The sequence below is a fragment of the Zobellia uliginosa genome (assembly GCF_018860745.1).
Classification (GTDB): Bacteria; Bacteroidota; Bacteroidia; order Flavobacteriales; family Flavobacteriaceae; genus Zobellia; species Zobellia uliginosa_B.
This window is the reverse complement of record NZ_JAHKPY010000014.1, coordinates 249,097-269,634: the sequence shown is the minus strand read 5'-3', so window position 1 is coordinate 269,634 and position 20,538 is coordinate 249,097. Positions and strand designations below refer to the sequence as shown.

Sequence of the window (20,538 nt, the reverse complement as noted above, 5' to 3'; positions counted from 1 at the left end):
CCTTAGAGCAGACTTTTAGTATAAGGTCAGTGTAAAAATGCTATTTTATTCATAGCATTATAAATCTTTTTTGTACTAATGGTTTTAATTACGATAATAACAATAAAGCCTTACTTTTGCACTTAAATGAGTTTTCTGAGCAACCGAATGTTTTTGCAAGAGCAATCTTAGAAGGAGGAAATGAATAATAAAAGTCTTTTTAAGAATCTTTCTCTTTTTACATTCTTCAATGTGCTTAATTCGGTAATTCCATTTTTGTTGTTGCCTTTTCTTACGGTAAACTTAAGTCCGGAGGAGTATGGCATAGTTGATATTTTTTATAATATCACTTTAATAGCAACACCCATAATTGGTCTTAGTATTGTACAATCGATAGGTCGTTACTATTTTGAGGATGTAGACTTGCCTAAGTTTATAACTACTGTATTTGTGGTGTTATTACGAATTGGCGCACTTATAGTTTTGGTCTTCTTCTTGTTCTCTTTTTTGGCTTATGATTTTTTGTTGTCTTATGGCTTTCCGCCTTTTCTTCTCACTTTTGCACTAATTTATACTTTTTTCTCCCAGATAGCCGAGATTTTACTTTTGTTGTGGAGAGTTTCATATAATACGGTAAGATTTGGTGTTTTTAAAGTGATGAAAACGGTAATAGATCTTGGACTTTCTATTTTCCTCATAGCTATTTTGGAAATGGGTTGGGAGGGAAGAGTAATACCTCAGGTTTTAGTTGCGATAGTATTTGGTGCCTTAGCTATATATTTTCTTTATAGGAATGGAAATATTCAAAAACTTCAAGTAGATAAAGGGTATAAGAAATCGGCTCTTGCATTTAGCGTCCCACTCGTTTTTCACTCTTTGGGATCTAGCCTTTTAAGTTTTTCAGATAGATTTTTTATTCTTTTTATGTTAGGATTGGATAACGTTGGTGTCTATTCGGTGGGTTACCAAATAGGAATGGTAATAGCGCTGCTTCAAAATTCTTTTAACCAGGCTTGGGTTCCTTTCTTTTTTAAAAAGTTGAAAGAAAATGAATATAGGGTGAAATTAAAAATAGTGAAATTGTCTTATTTCTATTTCATCTTCCTTTTCTTGGTTGTACTGGTGTTTTATTTTGCTACTCCAATTATCTATAGGTATTTCGTAGGTAAGGATTTTGAAAGCGGATCTGACATTGTTTTGTGGGTGTTACTAGGATATGCTTTTTTAGGAATGTATAAAATGGTAGTAAACTATTTATTTTACTTGAAGAAAACCAAAATAATTGCTTATTGTACTTTTTTTACGGTATTGATTAATTTAGTTTTAAATTACGTTTTCATTAAATTAAATGGTATGGTGGGAGCGGCTCAAGCAACTTTAATATCCTTTGTTATTCTATTTATTGTTGTATTCGTGTATTCCAACAAAAACTTTCCTATGCCTTGGGGCCTTCGAAAAAACAATTGAAATGTATCGCGGCAAAATTATTAGTTGTTTCAAAAACTAGGTATGGAATAAAAGTAAAGCTGCTTTTGTAATACTTTAAATTATTTTACTAGTTTTTATGAATGCATAGCGGTTAAGGTAAAATAATTTGAACGGGGGAATTAAACTTTAGGATTCCGTTATATAGAGTTTCTTAAAAAATGAAAAAAAATATTTGGATAATTAATGAACACTTAAGCTCACCAGACCTTAGTGAAAATGGTCATAGTAGGCATTTTACCCTTGGTCAAGAGTTTGTTAAACAAGGGTATGATGTTACCCTCATTACCTCCTCTTATTCCCATAACCCAAAACGAGAAGTACCGCTTAAGGGATTAATGAAAATAGTAAAGGGAAATATTAGAACTTTAGTAATAAAAGGGTTTTCCCATGAATCCTCCAGCAGTCTTATAAGAATTGTCAATTGGGTGCTTTTCTCTATTTTTCTTTTTGTCGCCCCATTAATGAAACTGCCAAAACCAGATATAATTATTCTGTCTTCAACCCCCATGATTCCAGTCTACAATGTGCTTTTTTTTAAAATCTTTTCAAGAAAAACTAAATTTATTTTTGAAACAAGGGATTTATGGCCTCTTACGCCAAAGAGTATTGGAAACTATTCGGAAGAGAGTATTTTCATAAGGATACTTACACACCTAGAGTACAAGTGTTATTCGAAGGCAGACTATATCGTTTCGGTCCTTCGAAACTCCGATAAGCATATTAAATCTATTTTGGGCAGTAAGGAATTTAAATTTAAATGGATCTCCAATGGTATAGACCTAAAGGGTTTCGTAAGTAACCAAAAAGAGAAAGTATGGAGTTTTGATGGGGCTAGCCTAAAGGATAATGCCTTTGTTATTGGATATGCGGGTACTTTGGGAAAAGCCAACGCCATGGAATATGTTATTGAAACTTTCAATGAATTTTATAAAGACTCAAATTGTTATTTGGTCATGGTAGGTGATGGAGGAGAAAAACAGCATTTAATGGAGTTGGCCAAAAGTAATGCTAATATATTGTTCTTAGACTCGGTAAAACGGGAATACCTAATGTCATTCTACCAACAGTGTGATTTACTGTATTTAAGCTGGAGAGATTTGGAACTTTATAGGTATGGGGTATCAGCGAATAAACTATTTGAGTATATGTACTCGAAAACACCCATTTTAATGTCCTGTAACATTCCAGGAAACATTATAGAGGAAGCAAATTGCGGATTAATTTCAGAAGCTGAGGATGCTAGGGATATTAAGATAAAAATAGAAGAATTTAAAAGAATGCAAATCTCTGATAGATTGCAATTGGGCATTAATGGTCGGGAGTTCGTAGTTGAAAATCTTACCTACACCAAGTTAGCGAGAGATTATATTAGGGTTTTTGATGAGTTCTCTGGCTAGAGGTTGTGTTTTTTAAGAGTACGAGCCTTTGGTTAGATACTACGCCCTTAATGTAAATGAAGTGTTTACTTTTACTATTTTTGACTAAAATATAAACTCTTGTTTTTCTTAGAAACCGCCATATCATTATTTATAGGAGCATTTCTCCTTACCTATTTAACTATTCCAAAAATTATAAAGGTAGTAGAGCACAAGCGGCTGATGGATGATCCCAATCAACGAAGTTCCCATTCTTTAAGAACACCAACTTTGGGAGGCGTTTCTTTTTTTTATGTACTTATACTGGCTCTTTTCTTTATAAGAGACCGAGATTTATTTGACGAAGCCATGTATATGATACCGGCTTTAACAGTACTTTTTATAATTGGGTTGAAAGATGATTTGGTCGTAATCTCTCCTGGGGCCAAGCTTTTGGCACAGGTTTTCGCAATAATTTTCATTCTAATAAACCCAAGCTTTACCATCCATTCTCTAAATGGATTTTTGAATATAAACGAAATACCGTACTACCTGTATCTTATTATTGCTGGGTTTATGATGTTAACGATTATTAACTCATATAATCTAATAGATGGTATAGATGGACTGGCATCCGTAGTGGGTATAGTTATAATGGTAATATATACAACGATCTTCTACATGACGGGGGAGTATTTTTTCGCTTTAATAAGCATAACCATGAATGCAAGTCTCATGGCATTCTTGGGTTTCAATCTATCTTCCGATAAAAAGATTTTTATGGGAGATACTGGTTCCTTAATCGTTGGGTTGATTATCAGTATACTCACCCTAAAATTTTTGGCACTAAGACCAACCGCATATACAGAACTTCCGTTTCTTCTTGAAAACGCTCCGTTAATTGCTATTAGTATTTTAATAGTACCACTTTTTGATACGGCAAGAGTATTTACAATTCGTATCGCTAATAAGAAAGGACCATTTTCGCCTGACCGTAATCATACACATCATGTATTAATTGATTATTGGGGACTTACACATAAACAGGCAAGTTTTATTATTGGTTGTTTCAATTTACTTTTCGTAATGCTGTTCATTGTTCTAGGGAGTACGGCCAAAAACTTGGGAATGGTAATCATGTTAGTGTCAGTTGTCATCGCTTTGGGCTATATATTTTTCAAATACAACTATAGTTTTGCTACTCTAAAACAAAAAATACTGCTTAAAAGAAAAGTTGATCGAATAAAATCTAAGGTAGAAGAGTCCAATCTTGCTAAAAGGAAAAAAGAACGTATAAAATCCGAAGATAAGGAAGGTGTTACTAAAGAATAGGCTAGGACGGTTTATTATATATTATCCAACATTTTTATTTTCAGTTTCATTGGCTATTGGTTATAGATTAATTTTTCTCTTAATATTATATCCACAGGTGCCTTAAATTCCCCTCCAAAACGTATTTTTGCGCAAACCTTAGAACATGAATATTCTTATTTTAGGTGCTGGCGGTCGCGAGCATACTTTAGCCTGGAAGCTTAAACAAAGCTCAAAACTTACCAACCTATATGTAGCACCTGGAAATGCAGGTACTGCAATAATCGCAAAAAATATACCAATTGGTGTAAATGATTTTGAAAGCATAAAGAAAGCCGTTCTTGAGAATGAGGTTAATATTGTTGTAGTTGGCCCAGAAGACCCGTTGGTAAACGGAGTTCATGATTACTTTTTAAGTGATGCGGAATTAAAGAACATTCCAGTAATTGGACCTCAAAAAGCCGGTGCGGAACTAGAAGGCAGTAAGGAATTTGCCAAGGAGTTCATGATTAGGCATAACATTCCTACTGCAGCTTATAAAAGTTTTACTGCAGATACACTTCAAAAAGGCTTCGCTTTTCTTGAAACGTTACAACCTCCCTATGTCTTAAAGGCAGACGGACTGGCAGCGGGGAAAGGGGTTGTTATTTTAGATGATATAAATCAAGCCAAAGAAGAGTTGAAAACCATGTTGGTAGACGCTAAGTTTGGTGATGCCAGTGCTACCGTTGTTATTGAGGAGTTTTTAGCTGGTATTGAATTAAGTGTTTTTGTATTGACAGACGGTAGTGGTTATAAGGTTTTACCAACCGCAAAAGATTACAAACGTATAGGTGAAGGTGACGCTGGGTTGAATACTGGCGGTATGGGTGCTATTTCACCGGTTCCTTTTGCTGACGAGGTTTTAATGGATAAAATACACCAGCAAATTGTCAAACCTACCGTAGAGGGGCTTAAAAAGGATAACCTACCTTATAAGGGCTTTATCTTTATCGGTCTTATAAAGGTTGGCGATGAACCTAAAGTTATTGAGTACAACGTACGTATGGGTGATCCGGAGACGGAAGTGGTTATACCTAGAATAAAGAATGATTTAGTTGAAGTTTTTGAGGCAGTAGCCAACGGAACTCTAGACAGTATAGATTTAGAGCTAGACCCAAGAACGGCATCTACAGTTATGTTGGTTTCCGGAGGGTATCCTGAAGCATATGAAAAAGGTAAGGAAATCACCGGTTTTGAGTCCGTTGAAGATTCTTTGGTGTTTCACGCTGGCACGAATTTAAAAGAAGGTAAAGTTGTAACTAGCGGGGGCAGGGTAATGGCAGTTACTTCGTTTGGAGTCGACTTTAAAGAGGCATTAGCCACTTCTTATAAGAATATTGAGAAAATCAAGTTCGAGAATATGAACTATAGAAAAGATATAGGATTCGATCTTTAGAAGAAGAATCCTATATCAATACCTTGTTAAAAGACCTTAAATAGGTTTATAGGTAAGAGTGAGAAGAGATAGATTTATCTTCTTCGTCATTGTCACTATACTGTTTAAGTTGCAGCATCCAATAGATAAAAGCAACAAAACCAATTGCAGCAAGAATCCAGTTTATAAAATTGGCACCCCACCAGCTATGCATAAAACGTAACTGATCCAATGGCCAAAACAAATGGTTTACGAACAAATCCGCTATTCCTTCAAAAAATGATGTCATGTTAGCTATATTTACACTTGCAAAAGTATAAAAAGCCCGGGAACTTTCTAAATTTTAATTTTTATGATTTAGTTCGTTAATTTATAGGCAAGACTAAAGTTAGGTTTTAGGTAGAAGATTGAAAGATTTTTTCCAAATTAACACCTCTCTTTTTACGAATAAAAAACAATGCCGACGGGTGAAAATTTAGATAATTTTTTCAAATGATATCAATCATTTTTGGCAAGACAAAGCCAATTAACTACATAATAGTTCTTTCGTTTTTATTTGTTTTCTACTGGTTCGTGCATTTCTCTATGTTCGATAGAATTTATTCTCTTGTACAGATATTCTGGCAATTTTTTATTCAGGCAGTGTTGTTTTTTAGTGTGTTCATTGTCAACTTTATAGTGAAACGGAACAAAGTAACTGGTGTTAACTCTTTTGCTATTCTATTTTATGGGCTTTTAATGGTGGTATTTCCAGAAACACTTCTAGATTCAAATGCCATTTTTTGTAGTTTTTTTCTACTTCTTGCCACTAGGAGACTAATTAGTATTAGATCTTTAAAAAATATTAAGTTCAAAATTTTTGATGCTACTATTTGGGTCCTGGTTTCTAGTCTATTCTATGACTGGGCATTGCTATTCTTAATTTTAGTCTTAGCGGCAATATATTTTTACGAACCAAAGAATATTAGAAACTGGCTCGTGCCGCTTGCGGCAATTTTTACGGTGCTGATGATTACGGAATGTGTGCTTATTTTATACGGTACACCAAACTTTTTTTCAGAACATTATAAGTTTTCGGTTTCACTCAGCATTTCCTATTTTTCCTATTGGGGACATAGCACTAAGTTGGTTCTATTTGCTTTGGGCACATTTGTAGCAGGGCTATTGGCATTTTTAAAATTAGGAAAATCAGGTTTTGGTAAGGTAATTACCATGCGCCTCATCGCCCTTTCTTTTATCATCGGGCTAATTCTAAATATACTTTTATTAGCAGATAATGTCTACCCTATAATGGTAACTTTTTTTCCATCTGTAGTTTTTATGACAAAATATATTGAATCATTAAGGAAAGCCAACATTAGAGAGATTATGCTTATGGCGGCCGTTATTATTCCCTTTTTGGTATTGATGACCAGTATTGCGATAAAATAATTATGAATAACTTTGCGTCTAAAGCAATAAAGAATGTTTAGTAAGTTCGCATTTACCATTTTTGAGGAAAGTATTCAGAAGTATCATATAAAGGATGATGTTCATCAATCTTTTGAAAACCCATATCCTAAAGATGATATTGCTCATTTGCTTTATCGAAAAAACTGGATAGACACCGTGCAGTGGCATTATGAAGATATTATTCGTGATCCGGCCATAGTTCCTTCTGATGCTTTAGTTCTTAAACGAAAAATTGATGCAAGTAACCAAGACCGTACAGACTTAGTAGAATATATTGACAGTTATTTCCTTGAGAAATATAATGCCGTAGAGGTAAAAGATGATGCAACTATAAATACGGAAAGTCCTGCATGGGCTATAGATAGACTTTCTATTTTGGCATTGAAAATATATCATATGCAGGAGGAAGCCAGTAGAACGGATGCTTCTGCTGAGCATATAAAAAAGTGTACTCAAAAACTAAATGTATTACTTGAACAACGAAAGGACCTTTCTACTGCTATAGACCAATTATTGGCGGATATAGAATCCGGCGATAAGTATATGAAAGTATACAAGCAGATGAAGATGTATAATGACGATGAGATGAATCCTGTTCTCCGTGGCCAGAAATAAACCCGAACACATATTGGTAATCAGGCTTTCCGCTATGGGCGATGTCGCAATGACAGTTCCTGTACTTATTGCTTTGACCAAACAATATCCTAATCTGAAAATTACGTTGCTTACACGTAAATTTTTCGGTCCTATGTTTGCTTCATTACCCAATGTTAGTGTTTTTGAAGCTGATGTTAAAGGAAGGCACAAGGGTGTTTTTGGTCTGTATAGACTTTACAAAGAGCTTCTTAAATTAAATATTGATGCTGTAGCAGATTTACATAATGTTCTTAGAAGTAAGGTGCTCAAGAGGTACTTTAAATTTGGTGGTATTCCCGTTGTACAAATAGACAAAGGTCGTGCAGAAAAAAAAGCATTGACGTCTAGTACCTCCAGAATTTTCAAGCCTTTAAAATCTACGCATAAAAGGTATGTAGATGTTTTTCAGAACTTGGGTTTCCCAATCGATTTATCTAAAAATCCAATATTGCCCAAAGTAGGATTATCGCAGGAAACCGTGAAAATAATCGGTTCAGATTCAAAAAGATGGATTGGCATTGCCCCTTTTGCTGCATTTGAAGGAAAAACATATCCATTGGAATTAATGGAAGAAGTAATTGAAAAGCTTAATACAAAAGGTGAGTATAAAATCTTTCTTTTTGGAGGTGGGCCCGTTCAAGAAAAAAAGTTAGAAAAAATCAGTGACAAGTTCAAAAGCTGTATAAGTATGGTGGGTAAACTTTCCTTTAAAGAGGAATTGGCGCTCATTTCAAATCTGGATGTAATGCTATCTATGGATAGTGGCAATGCTCACTTGGCTGCTATGTATGGTATTCCCGTAGTTTCAATTTGGGGAGTTACCCATCCACATGCCGGATTTTATCCCTTTGGTCAAGATATCAATAACGCCCTTTGTGCTGATCGGGATAAATTTCCGCTTATTCCAACATCGGTCTATGGTAATAAAATGCCCAAGGGTTATGAGCTGGCAATGAATACTATTCTACCGGAACAGGTAATAGCTAAAATTGAAAGCGTGCTTCACAGCTCTTAGGGCTACATTATACCGTTTCTCTTTTAGGTTCCAAGGATTTAAAGTATTGACGCAGTTGAGACATAAAACGATATTTACGTGCACTTGGTGCGGTTTCAACCATTAAAGTTCGCACTCCTATGTAAGAGCTCATAAGATATACGGCAACACCTTCGCTATCTATATGTCTATCAATATGACCGTTAAATTTACCGCGTTGTACTGCAGATACTAAATTCACTTCCCAAATGCGAAGAATATCGTTAAGATGCTTCATTATTGTCTCGTTCTTACCATTAAACTCGTTAATGAAGTTACTAAGTACGAAGCCAAAATCAAACTCATTATGAACAGCTGTCTCTAAAGCCTCTTCAAAACATTGAGTAATCAGATCTAATGTATTGTCATGACCTTCAATAGGCTCGATAAGCTGACTATACATTTTACGCACCAACAAGTTTTCTATAATTTGAATAAAGAAGTCCTCCTTAGATTCAAAATGATAATAGAAGGCTCCTTTAGATAAGGATAACTCTTTTAATATATCATCAATACTAGTATTATAATATCCGTTCTTATAAAAAAGCTCTAGTCCTGTTACTTGCATTCTTTGCATGGTTGCCATGCGTTTTAAGCTCTTGGTCATAATTTTAAAATTTGGGTTAAACAGACCGTTGGGTCTCATACAAAGAACCGCTGCGGTCCATGCTATGTTCCAAATAAGGGGTTATCCGACCATTTTTTTCGTTAAAAGGACAAAATGGATGAATATACGGTCATTCAACGAGTAACCAACAAACCACGTAGTCGGTAAATAGATGTAGATAATCGATTGACAATTCGTTGTAAAACAGTCATTGGCAATGTTCTCTATCCGAATAAACCTTTGTAGGCGTATTATTTGTGTGTAAGAAATTATTTATAAGCCGATGAACTGAATATAACTTCTTTAGTATCTTGCACCCAAAAAAGAAGTAAGGTTCAAAAACAATTACGACCTAAATTTATAAATGGGGCAAAAAAACAAGGATACCGCGATTTTAATATTCTCGCTTTCGGCACAGCTGGAAGCAGAACGTAAGTCGCTTTTTGGTAAACGCAATAAAAATGCATCCAAGGGTTTCTTTGACATTCTTATAAATAGAACCCATAAAATTGCATCCTCAACCTATGCCGATGTTGTGGTAATAGACGAGAATCTTCAAAAGGGAAAAACATTTGGGGAGCGTTACGCCAATGCATTTCAGGAAGTTTTTGATTTAGGCTACACCAAAGTGATTTCTATTGGTAATGACACACCGGATTTAACTTCTGAAGTACTGCAACAATCCGTTGAGCGGATTCAACAGGACGATATGGTGGTTGGTCCTTCAACAGATGGAGGAATCTATCTGTTAGGGATGCGTAAAAATTTTTTTAACGCAAATGAATTTAAAGCACTCCCATGGTTGCAGTCTACGCTGTTCCGCACTTTGGTAAACGGGGTTTACTGGAAGAAAGCAAAGACACATTATTTTAATGAGCTATCGGATATTGATACCGCTCATGCGCTGCATCAATTTTTGTATTCTTCTGATGACGTTGTTTTAGTTGAGTTCATTCTAAACCATTTATCGGCCAATACAAATCGTACTTATCACTTAAAATCACTTTCTTATTCAAACGAATTTTCATTTTCTTCTCAATTAAGAGGTCCTCCTGCGTTCTTCATTGCAGCTTAGTTTAAACCTGAAAAGGTTAGATAAGGTAGCAGGTTAGTGCTTGCCCTTTTTCGTAAAACAAATAACAACCCTTATTGAAATTTAATGAAAACAGCTATAATAGCGCTTATGCAGCTATGCGTGGTAATGGCGTATGGCCAGTCCAACACCTACACTGCAAAATTAGTAGATACAGATAATAATCCTGTGCCCTACGCTACGGTAAACGAGGTAGGAACCAATAATTATGTGATTTCAGATGAATTGGGTTTCTTTAGCTTAGAAACGGAAGCAACTTTTTTTACTGTCAGTATTGCATCCATAGGATATGTAACCAAGGACATTGAAACGGTTAATGGAACCTTACCAGAGGTCATAACACTAGAACTCTCTTCAGAACAATTAGACGAAATCGTAGTGACGGCGCTGGGTATTGAGCGCGAGAAACAATCTTTGGTTTCTGCAGTTACAACAGTAAAAGCGGAACAGTTAACAGAAGTACCGTTAACGAACATGGTAAACAGTCTTGCAGGTCGTGTGGCGGGTGTTCAGATTACAAATGGCTCTTCTGGTGTTGGTTCTTCTTCGCGAATTGTAATTCGGGGAGAAAACTCTTTGGGCGGTAGCAACCAACCCTTGTTTGTTGTTGATGGTGTGCCTATCAGTAATGAGCAGATTACTAGTAACCTGGTAAATGACGGAGCACTCCAAGAAGTGGATTTCGGTAATGGCGGTGCAGATATTAGTCCAGATGATATTGCATCAATCTCCATTTTAAAGGGCGCTGGTTCTGCAGCCTTGTACGGAGCACGTGCCGCAAACGGAGTTGTAGTCATTACTACTAAAAGAGGCCGAAAGAAAAAGGGATTGGGTATAAGCATCAATAGCACTTTGACGGTGGAAAGCCTATTGACCTTGCCCGATTATCAAAACGAGCATGGCGGAGGTTCCAATGGGGAATATGCCTTTCAAAATGGAATTGGAGCAGGTCTCAACGATGGAGGTATCAGCAGTTATGGCCCACGTTTAGACCAAGGTCAGCTCATTGCTCAGTTCGATAGTCCTTCCACAGATATCAACGGTAATCCTGTAAGGGCAGGAGATGTGATTTCCAGAACCCGTCCAGATGGTTCGTTTACGGAGATAACCCCTACACCGTGGGTGTCAAGACCGGACAACGTTCGTAATTTCTTTGAAACAGGGGTAACATATCAAAATAACATTTCCATTAGTACGGGCGGAGAAAAGGGAAGCGCGCGGTTATCGTATAGTAACCTAAAAAATGACGGAATTGTGCCGAATACGGATTTAAAAAGAAATGGTCTCGCCGTTAGTGTAGATCAAAATGTGCATGAAAAACTAGAATTTAAGGCCTTTGTAAACTATATCAATACCCGAAGTGGTAATAGACCTAATTTGGGTTATGGCTATGAAAATCCGCTGTACGGATTTAACTGGACGGGTAGAAATACCAATGTAGAGTCGCTACGGAACTATTGGCAGGCAGGCCAAGAAGGCATCCAGCATTATGATTTTAACTATTTATGGTTGACCAACCCCTATTTAACGGTCTATGAAAACACAAACAGCTTTAATAAAAACCGAATTTTAGGAAACGCATCTGCTACCTACGATATTACGGATAAGCTAAGTCTTAGTGTTCGTGCTGGTATTGATACGTATGATGATAAAAGGGAATTCCGTCGTGCGGTGAGTACCAATCAAAATCCGTTAGGAACCTATCGTGAAGATGATGTTCGTTTTCGCGAGTTGAATACAGATGTGCTTCTTTCTTATTCAGATAAGATTAATGACGATTGGAAATATAATGTATCAGGAGGAGCAAACCGTTTTGACCAAGACATTCAATATAAATTTTCGGAAGCCTCTCAATTGGCTATTCCTGGCATTTATACCTTGGCAAACTCAAGAACACCACTTGTGGGTGATAGTCAGAAATTCAATAAACGCATTAATAGCGTATATGCAAGTGGGAATCTCTCCTATAAAAATTCACTGTATTTTGACGTCACTTATAGAAATGATTGGAGTAGTACGTTACCAAGCGATAATAATTCTTTCGGATACTATTCAGCGGGACTTAGTTATGTGGTGAGTAACATGTTTACTTTGCCGGACGCCATCTCTTATTTGAACCTTAGGTTTAGTGCGGCTAGTGTGGGTAACGATACGGACCCGTATCAAAACGTTCAGAACTTTGTTTTCAACCAAAATTATGGGTCTAGTTTTCGGGTCACCAATGAAACCGTGTTGAAGAATGCCAATCTAAGACCTGAACGTCTAAATGCATTAGAGGCTGGTTTAGAAGCCTGGTTTTTAGATGGAAGGTTTCAATTGGATTTAGCAGGGTATCAGAATACGAGTATTGACCAGATTATTTCCAGACCTATTTCGCAGACCAGTGGTTTTTCGAACTTTAATGTAAATGGAGGCGAAGTTAGAACCAGAGGATTTGAAGCTTTGGTAAGTGCAGAAATTATTCGTTCAGAAGATTTTAATTGGCAGTCATCGGTCAATTATTCAACCTATAGAAGTGAAGTTACTAAGTTACCTGAAGGCGTAGACCAGTTTGTGACTGGCACAGCAGATATTTTCTCCGGTGGTGGCGGTTCTAACACCGTTTTCTATATTGCTCGTGAGAACGGTCGTGTAGGTGACATGTATGGTACTGGGTTCCTTGAGGTAGATGGAAAAACTGTTTATGGCGATAATGGCTTGCCCATACAAGATGGTAATCTTAGGCTTTTAGGAAATTATAATCCTGATTTTACGGTAGGCTTCAATAACAAGTTTTCCTATAAAAATATAGATATGACCATACTTTTCGATTGGAGAAAAGGAGGCACGATCGTTTCCAGAATAAAAGCATTGGGTAGTACTTCGGGTGTTTTGCAAGAAACTTTAGTGGGTCGGGAAGATGGTGTCGTTGGCGATGGGGTCGTAAATGTAGGAACTGCAGAAAGCCCGGAATACGTACCAAATACTACATCGGTGCCTGCAAGTCAATTTTATAACAACTTTTTTGATCGCGGTAATGAAGACAGCGCGCTTTATAGTGCGTCTTATGTAAAATTACGTCAGTTGGGTCTGTATTATAATCTACCAGGAAAAGTGTCAAAATCCATCGGCTTTCAGAATATTAAATTAGGCTTAGTGGGTAGCAATTTATTGTTATTTACAGAGAATCCACATTTTGACCCCGAACTCAATGCGCTGCAGGAACAACAAATTGTTTATGGTGTAGAAGACTTTTCATATCCATCCACTCGAAGTTTTGGCTTCAGTGTTAAAACGGATTTTTAAGAGGAGGAATTATGAAAGAAAAACAAAAAAATAATACGATGAACAAACTATATATATTAGGTCTATTCAGTTTTGTCTTGCTTCTTGGCGGTTGCACAGATGAGTTTGAGGAACTGAACGAAAACCCGAACGCTCCGGAATCGGTTGATCCGCAGTTTTTGCTTGCTAATGTTATTTCGGTGGAAGCTAACCAAAACGCCTATAATCAAGGCTTTCGTTTGGCCAATTACATTCAGCAATTTGCTGCAAGTGTAGAATTTGAGCGTATTGATCGTTATGAAATGGGAACGAATAGCGAATACTGGAACACTATTTTTCAGTTGTTGAGTGATATCAAGTCTATGCGAGAGCTACAAGGCTCTAATGAGTCTTATAATGCCATTGGGGATATCATGCAGAGTTTCTTGTTCTCACAATTAACGGATATGTGGGGAGATGTTCCCTATACCGATGCCGTTAATGCCTTGGAAGGTCAGTTTACTCCCGCTTACGATACTCAAGAAAGTATTTATACAGATCCAGAAACGGGCATCTTGGTAGTTCTGGAACGTGCAGCAACGACTTTAGAAAATTCCAGTGCAACTATTAATGGCGATGTTATGTTCAATGGGGATTTGGATAAATGGATGCGTTTTGCCAACTCACTAAGGTTGCGATACCTCATGCGAATCAGTAAACGATTGACAGATTATTCGGAAATTCAAACTTTGGCATCTTCAGGCAAGTTGATGCGGTCTAATGCGGATAACGCGGTTTTACCATATTTGACTTCTGCACCCAATCAGTACCCCATGACTTTGGCGGCTTTAGGGTTGTATCAAGAACATCGTATGACGGCAACCGTTGATTCGGTTTTAACTTTGTGGAACGACCCCAGGGTTGAGGTTTTGTACAAACCAACCCAGGTAAGCATTAATACAGGAAATCCTGAATTCAAGGGATTGGTCAATGGTCAAGATCGAGAAACTATTGCAGAAAAGGGAATAGATTTAAATGACGTTTCTTTGTTCGGTGCTATTTTTAGGGATGTTCCTGATGGAGTAGATGCGCAATTTATGCAATATTCAGAAGTGCAGTTCGCTTTAGCAGAAGCGGCGGAACGGGGTTATATTTCGGGAGATGTTCAAGCCTATTACGAAGCCGCAGTAACAGCTAGTTTTGAATATTATGGGGTTGAGGTACCTGCCGGATATTTAACCCAGGAGTCAGTTTTACTTAATGGTGCGGATAATCTAAACAAGATTTTGACACAAAAATGGTTTAGTTTAATTTCTAATGGACATGAAGCTTGGTTTAATGTGCGTAGAACGGGTGTTCCTAAATTAAAACCAGGGCCGGATAATTTGAACAACAATAAATATCCCGTTCGGTATTTGTATCCGGAATCTGAGCAAGCTACTAATAGTGCAAATTATAAAGCTGCCGCAGAAAGCATTGGAGGGGATAATATTAACAGTAAAGGTTGGTGGGAAAAAGACTAGCTTAAAAATAAGTTGAACATTTTTAAAAGGATTCACCCATTAAGCGACTAAGTGATTTATAAATAAACAGAGGTAATTTTAATGAGAAGAGTTAATCATATACTATTTGGTATTTTAATAGGTGTTTCAGTGCTCTCTTGTGGGGAAAAAACAACGCAGGATAATGAGAAACTTAAAAGCGCATCATGGGAAGAGATTCAAGATAATGCCGAGGGTACTATAGTTAATTTTATGATGTGGCAGGGTAGTACGGCTATTAATGACTACATCAATAATTATGTGGTGCCAAGTGTTAAGAAGAAATTCAACATCGACTTACAAATTAGCGGAGGTCAAGGACCTGAGATTGTGCAATTGGTTATGGGAGAAAAACAGGCCGATATCGAACAAGGACAAGTGGATATGGTTTGGATTAATGGAGAGACATTTTTTCAATTGAGAAAGATAGAAGGGCTATGGGGTCCGTTTGTAGGATTGCTTCCAAATGCATCTTTCATCAACTTTGAAGATTCCTTTATCAGTACGGATTTTCAGCAAGCTGTAAATGGCATGGAAGCCCCATGGAGCATAAATCAATTTGCAATCGTATACGATTCGGAGAAGTTGCCAAGTCCACCTAAAAGCATTCCTGAGTTGGAAAAGTTCATTAGGGAGCATCCAGGAACATTTACCATATCCAATGACTTTACGGGAATGACACTCTTAAAAAGTTTTATGGCAGAGTTAGGTGGGGGCCCCAATGCATTGAATGGTTCATTTGATGAAGATAAGTACAATCAGTTATCGGAAAAGTTATGGGATTTCATTAATAATAACAAACAGTATTTTTGGAAGGAAGGAAGTACATTTCCCAAAGAACAATCCAAAATGAATCAGTTATATGCCAATGGAGAATTACTCATAGCATATGGTTTTAGCGAAGGAGGTATTGAAGACAAAGTACTAACCGGTCTTTATCCTAAATCAACCAAAGGGTATGCTTGGGAAAACGGAACCATTAGAAATTCTAATTACCTAGGTATCTTACACAATGCACCTCAAAAAGCAGGAGCGATGCAGGTCATTAATTTTCTGCTTTCTCCCGAAGCCCAGTTAAAGAAAGCAGATGCTAACGGCATGGATTCTAACACGGTTTTGTCCATGGAGAAATTAGAACCGGAGTGGAAAGAAAAATTCCTGGATGCTAGAAAAAGGCAATATGGCCCTACTTTAAAGCAATTAGAAGTAAATGCTATTGCGGAACCGGCCCCTGAATATATGATTCGATTATATGAAGATTTTAGGAAAAAAGTAATTGAAAATTAAGAAATCAAACGTAAGTATTCTATTATTTGTGCTGATTGGTGTAGTGCCTTTTGCAGCAGCATTCATTTATGCACTGCTTTATAGTTTTGGTGTCATTGGAGTTGCTAATAATGGCTTTACGCTACAATTTTGGGAGTCCGTTTTGGCATCGGGTATTTTTTTTAAATCATTTTTGTACAGTTTTATAATAGCGCTCACTGCCGTAACTATTTCAGTAGGTGGAGCACTATGGATTACCTTGAAATTTAAAAAACAGCTTGAAAAGCGATTCTTGTCTTTTATAATTTATCTACCATTAGCGATACCGGGTGTTGTAACTGGTTTTTTCACGTTGCAACTTTTTTCTAAAGGAGGCTTTTTTGCCCGTATCAGTCACAAATTTGGGTTGATAACCAAAGCTTCGGAGTTTCCGGATTTGGTAAATGACGGGCTGGCTTTTGGGATTCTCCTATCGTTTGTAACTATGGTTATGCCCTTTTTCGTTTTACTTTTCTTGAACGTTTACAAAAATGAAAGGGTAGAAGAACTTTCTGTATTGGCACAGTCCCTTGGTGCAAATCCCAATCAGATTGCACTACGTGTGTTTTTACCTATTTTGATTAAAAAGACCTGGGTCCTTATCGTGCTCTACTTTATTTTCCTTTTAGGAGCTTATGAAGTGCCGTTAATTTTAGGTCAAGAATCGCCTCAAATGCTTTCCGTACTTATTATTCAGGAAATTAAACAATACGATTTAGATAAAATTTCAGAAGGATATGTGGTAGCTGTTTTATATACTTTAATTGTTTCTGCAGCTGCCATTGTACTGTTTCTGCCCAAAAGAAAATCAGCCTATGCGAATTAACTGGAAATCCTTTGTTTTGAGTTTAGCGGTGCTGTTGATACTGTTTCCGTTCATCTACCTCGTGTTTTTATCATTGGCTTCTGAATGGCGTTTTCCCGAGGTTTGGCCATCTTACTTGGGTTTTAAGAATTGGGTTACTGTTTTTGGTTCTGAAACGGGGCTTTTAGAAAGTTTTTTTTCGTCTCTATTAATATCACTTTCCGTAGCTGTATTTTCTACGGCATCCGGATTTTTGATTAGTAAAGCGGTGTTTTATCACCCTAAAAAAAGGATATTAACACTATTGGCCTATTTTCCATACATACTGGCACCCGTAGTTTTTGCGGCCTGTCTAAGTTTCTTCTTTTTGAAAATGGGATTGTTTGGAAATATGACCGGTGTTGTGGTGGCCCAATTTATTATCGCCTTCCCGTATGCCCTTCTCTTTTTTAGTAGTTTTTGGAACGCAAAGGTAAAAAGCTATGAAGACCTAGTGGCCACTTTAGGCGGAAATAAATGGCAGACCTATACCAAAGTGTTATTACCTCTGGCAAAAGGGCTAATCCTAATCTGCTTTTTTCAAACGTTTCTTATTTCTTGGTTCGAATATGGGCTGACCTCTATTATAGGTATTGGAAAAGTACAAACACTTACAATAAAGGTATTCTTGTTTATAAAAGAAGCCAACTATTATTATGGAGCGTTAAGCTGTTGCTTATTGATTTTTCCACCCGTAGTTTTATTGTATTTTAACAAGCGTTATGTATTTAAAAAATTGGTCTGATGTTTCTTGAAGTACAACATATCGTTAAAAGTTTTGGAGAAGAAAAGGTGGTTAAGGATCTTAATTTCTCTCTGGAAAGCAAGCAAACATTAAGCATTTTAGGAAAGTCTGGTTGTGGTAAAACTACGATGCTGAAGACCATTGGTGGACTTGTAGCATCAGATTCAGGCAAAATTTTGTTGAACGGAGAGGACATTACAGAAACCAAACCTGAGAAGCGAAACATAGTATATTTATATCAAGAAGATTTACTGTTTCCCCATTTGAACGCTTTTGAGAATATAGCTTTCGGACTGCGATTAAAAAAAATACCGGAAGGTTTAATAAAGGAGGAGGTTAACCACATGCTTCAAAGCTTAGAACTAGAAGGCCAAGCGGATAAAATGCCTACAGAGCTTTCTGGAGGGCAGCGGCAACGAGTTTCATTTGGCCGAGCGATCAGCACTAACCCTTCACTTTTGTTGTTAGATGAGCCTTTTGGTAGTTTGGATACCGGAACCCGGCAACGTATGCAAGAACTGTTTAAGAAGTTAACTGCAGAATATAAAATCACCTCACTCTTTGTAACCCATGATTTAAAAGAAGCTGTATTAATGGGGGACCAAATCGGTTTTATGCACGATGGAATTTTAAAGGTGTATGAAGACAAGAAAGATTTTATTCAAGATCCGGAAACAGGAGTTCAAAATGAAATCGATTTTTGGGGCGGATTGATATAGGAGAAAAAATATAATTCAGTTAGAATGACGAAAAAAAAAGTATGGATAGACACAGACCTTTCTGTGGGTATGACAAGGGAGAAGCGAGAAGGTTATTGTGATGTTGATGATGGGTATGCCGTTTTGCAACTGATAAAAGCTGATACTATTGAAGTTTGTGGCATCAGTGCGGTTTTTGGTAACACGGTTATTGAAAATTCATATCCGCTGAGCCAAAAAATGAGTACTGAGTTTGCTCTTGGCGAAATTCCTGTTTATAAAGGAGCTGGCGAAGCTATAAACCTCAAAGCGGTAGAAAGTAACGAAGCTGTTGATGCCTTGGCGGAAGCGCTCCGTAAACAGCCTATGATAATTATGGCTATTGGTCCCGCAACCAACGTTGGTCTTTTGCTTCTAAAATACCCAGAACTAAAAAGTCAGATTCTAGAAGTGGTTTTGGTTGCCGGTCGTAGAACGCCCAAAGACTATTTTAAGATTGGAAATCAGGGCAATCACGCCCAAGATCTTAATTTTGATTTGGATAATGATGCTTTTCGGTTGATGTTCGAAAATAGGGTTCCCGTTACGCTTTGTCCGTTTGAAATATCTAATAAGGTTTGGATTAAAGCAGAGGATTTAGATGCTTTGGCGGATAGCGATAAAGGCAATCAATGGTTGGCCCAGGCTTCCCGCGCATGGTTACAGCAATGGGTGGACCAAGGAGCTGATGGGTTCAATCCGTTTGATGTGTTGGCCAGTCATTATATTATTTCACCGGAAGATATTATTTCTGAAGAGCTAAATGCTCGACTAGAAATTTATGAAGACGATACGGTCAAAGAGAATGACAAGCAGGTGTTCAAACCCTATTTGCTGTGCGACAAGAAAGAGGGTTTTCCAGTAAAGTACTGTTATGATGTGGTGTTAGACTATCATAAAAAATTGATGGATAGTCTTTTGAAATAAATACCTTCGCAATCAAGTTTCAGATAATCTACAATGAGTGATATCCAAACAAAATCTATAGGCCTCGTGCTCTCTGGCGGTGGGGTTCGCGGTATGGCGCATATAGGCGTTATACAAGCTATGAATGAGTTTGGTCTTTCCGCAGATGTGATTGGCGGTAGTAGTGTGGGCGCACTGGTAGGCGCGTTATATGCAAACGGAAACTCTGTGGTGGATATGATGGCTTTTTTTAAGGAAACACCCTTATTCAAGTATAATTTCTTGACCATTGTAAAACCTGGTTTTATTGATACCGATAGGTATTTTGATGTCTTTAGGGCATATTTTCCCGATAATAGTTTTGAAGCACTTCATAAAAAATTACATATTGTAGCCACCAATCTACAGAAGGGAGATCTTAAATATTTTTCGCAAGGAGAGCTTATTCGCCCTTTGTTGGCTTCTGCTGCATTGCCTCCTGTATTCAGCCCTGTTGAGTTGGAAGGGCATTTATATGCTGATGGGGGTATAATGAATAATTTCCCCTTAGAACCCGTTGTGGGCAAAGCGGAGTATATTATTGGGAGCAATGTATCCGTTGTTGGGGAACTCAATAAAAATGCGCTCAAAAATTCGTTGCAGCTAACGGGAAGAGTAACGGGACTAATGATTTACGCCATAAATCGCACAAAATTGGAAGCGTGTGATTTGCTTATGGAATTTAAAGAGCTGGAAAATATTGGTGTTCTAGACCGAAAAGGTATTGAAAAAGCATACCTGGTTGGCTATGAAAATACATCACGAAAATTAGAAGAGCTACTAAAAAAGCCACAACTGTAATTTACA

The 20,538-nt window shown here is 37.2% G+C and carries 18 protein-coding genes; 16 read left to right on the top strand and 2 right to left on the bottom strand.

Going from position 1 to position 20,538, the window contains the following annotated elements:
* Positions 1–180: 180 nt before the first annotated feature.
* The 4 genes from KO521_RS16140 (at position 181) to purD (ending at position 5,571) form a co-directional block, all read left to right on the top strand.
* Positions 181–1,446 carry a lipopolysaccharide biosynthesis protein gene (locus KO521_RS16140; protein WP_215940944.1) on the top strand — a complete coding sequence of 422 codons (1,266 nt, stop codon included), beginning with the start codon at positions 181–183 and terminating at the stop codon, positions 1,444–1,446.
* A gap of 179 nt (positions 1,447–1,625) precedes the next feature.
* Positions 1,626–2,864, top strand: a complete 1,239-nt coding sequence (locus KO521_RS16135) for a glycosyltransferase family 4 protein (protein WP_215940943.1) — start codon at positions 1,626–1,628, stop codon at positions 2,862–2,864.
* A gap of 99 nt (positions 2,865–2,963) precedes the next feature.
* On the top strand, positions 2,964–4,154 hold the full coding sequence (locus tag KO521_RS16130; RefSeq protein WP_215940942.1) for a glycosyltransferase family 4 protein: 1,191 nt from the start codon (positions 2,964–2,966) through the stop codon (positions 4,152–4,154).
* A gap of 145 nt (positions 4,155–4,299) precedes the next feature.
* Complete coding sequence (purD, locus tag KO521_RS16125; protein ID WP_215940941.1) at positions 4,300–5,571, top strand: phosphoribosylamine--glycine ligase; 1,272 nt, start codon at positions 4,300–4,302, stop codon at positions 5,569–5,571.
* Positions 5,572–5,617: 46 nt separating this feature from the next.
* Here purD and KO521_RS16120 read toward each other — a convergent pair whose 3' ends face one another.
* Entirely contained in the window at positions 5,618–5,839 is a 222-nt protein-coding gene (locus KO521_RS16120) for a DUF6341 family protein (RefSeq protein ID WP_215940940.1), read from the bottom strand.
* A 389-nt stretch (positions 5,840–6,228) separates the two neighbouring features.
* Between KO521_RS16120 and KO521_RS16115 the strand changes: the two genes are divergently transcribed.
* Genes KO521_RS16115 through KO521_RS16105 form a run of 3 tightly spaced genes read left to right on the top strand, consistent with a single transcriptional unit; the run spans position 6,229 to position 8,653 of the window.
* A complete protein-coding gene (locus KO521_RS16115) occupies positions 6,229–6,981 on the top strand; it encodes a hypothetical protein (protein WP_354668217.1) in 753 nt (250 codons plus the stop codon).
* A 33-nt stretch (positions 6,982–7,014) separates the two neighbouring features.
* On the top strand, positions 7,015–7,617 hold the full coding sequence (locus KO521_RS16110) for a DUF4254 domain-containing protein (RefSeq protein WP_215940938.1): 603 nt from the start codon (positions 7,015–7,017) through the stop codon (positions 7,615–7,617).
* Positions 7,618–7,651: 34 nt separating this feature from the next.
* A complete protein-coding gene (locus tag KO521_RS16105) occupies positions 7,652–8,653 on the top strand; it encodes a glycosyltransferase family 9 protein (RefSeq protein WP_215941562.1) in 1,002 nt (333 codons plus the stop codon).
* A 7-nt stretch (positions 8,654–8,660) separates the two neighbouring features.
* Here KO521_RS16105 and KO521_RS16100 read toward each other — a convergent pair whose 3' ends face one another.
* Positions 8,661–9,278 carry a TetR/AcrR family transcriptional regulator gene (locus tag KO521_RS16100; protein WP_215940937.1) on the bottom strand — a complete coding sequence of 206 codons (618 nt, stop codon included), beginning with the start codon at positions 9,276–9,278 and terminating at the stop codon, positions 8,661–8,663.
* 364 nt (positions 9,279–9,642) lie between these two features.
* Between KO521_RS16100 and KO521_RS16095 the strand changes: the two genes are divergently transcribed.
* The 9 genes from KO521_RS16095 to KO521_RS16055 all read left to right on the top strand — a co-directional run bounded on the left by KO521_RS16095 (position 9,643) and on the right by KO521_RS16055 (position 20,532).
* On the top strand, positions 9,643–10,353 hold the full coding sequence (locus tag KO521_RS16095; RefSeq protein ID WP_215940936.1) for a TIGR04282 family arsenosugar biosynthesis glycosyltransferase: 711 nt from the start codon (positions 9,643–9,645) through the stop codon (positions 10,351–10,353).
* A gap of 84 nt (positions 10,354–10,437) precedes the next feature.
* Entirely contained in the window at positions 10,438–13,656 is a 3,219-nt protein-coding gene (locus KO521_RS16090; protein WP_215940935.1) for a SusC/RagA family TonB-linked outer membrane protein, read from the top strand.
* Positions 13,657–13,694: 38 nt separating this feature from the next.
* Positions 13,695–15,137 (top strand): SusD/RagB family nutrient-binding outer membrane lipoprotein, encoded by a 1,443-nt coding sequence (locus tag KO521_RS16085; protein WP_215940934.1) that lies wholly within the window; start codon positions 13,695–13,697, stop codon positions 15,135–15,137.
* 81 nt (positions 15,138–15,218) lie between these two features.
* Entirely contained in the window at positions 15,219–16,442 is a 1,224-nt protein-coding gene (locus KO521_RS16080; RefSeq protein WP_215940933.1) for an ABC transporter substrate-binding protein, read from the top strand.
* Positions 16,432–17,286, top strand: a complete 855-nt coding sequence (locus KO521_RS16075; RefSeq protein WP_215940932.1) for an ABC transporter permease — start codon at positions 16,432–16,434, stop codon at positions 17,284–17,286. The genes KO521_RS16080 and KO521_RS16075 overlap by 11 nt, the downstream gene beginning before the upstream one ends.
* Positions 17,276–18,049, top strand: coding sequence for an ABC transporter permease (locus KO521_RS16070; RefSeq protein WP_215940931.1), 774 nt, complete (start codon positions 17,276–17,278; stop codon positions 18,047–18,049). Before KO521_RS16075 ends, KO521_RS16070 begins: the two co-directional genes overlap by 11 nt.
* The gene (locus KO521_RS16065) at positions 18,049–18,768 is read left to right on the top strand and encodes an ABC transporter ATP-binding protein (RefSeq protein WP_215940930.1); all 720 of its coding nucleotides are present in this window, start codon (positions 18,049–18,051) and stop codon (positions 18,766–18,768) included. Before KO521_RS16070 ends, KO521_RS16065 begins: the two co-directional genes overlap by 1 nt.
* 24 nt (positions 18,769–18,792) lie before the next feature.
* Positions 18,793–19,713: a nucleoside hydrolase gene (locus tag KO521_RS16060; protein ID WP_215940929.1), complete on the top strand. Its 921-nt coding sequence runs from the start codon at positions 18,793–18,795 to the stop codon at positions 19,711–19,713.
* 33 nt (positions 19,714–19,746) lie between these two features.
* Positions 19,747–20,532 carry a patatin-like phospholipase family protein gene (locus tag KO521_RS16055; protein ID WP_215940928.1) on the top strand — a complete coding sequence of 262 codons (786 nt, stop codon included), beginning with the start codon at positions 19,747–19,749 and terminating at the stop codon, positions 20,530–20,532.
* Positions 20,533–20,538: the final 6 nt, after the last annotated feature.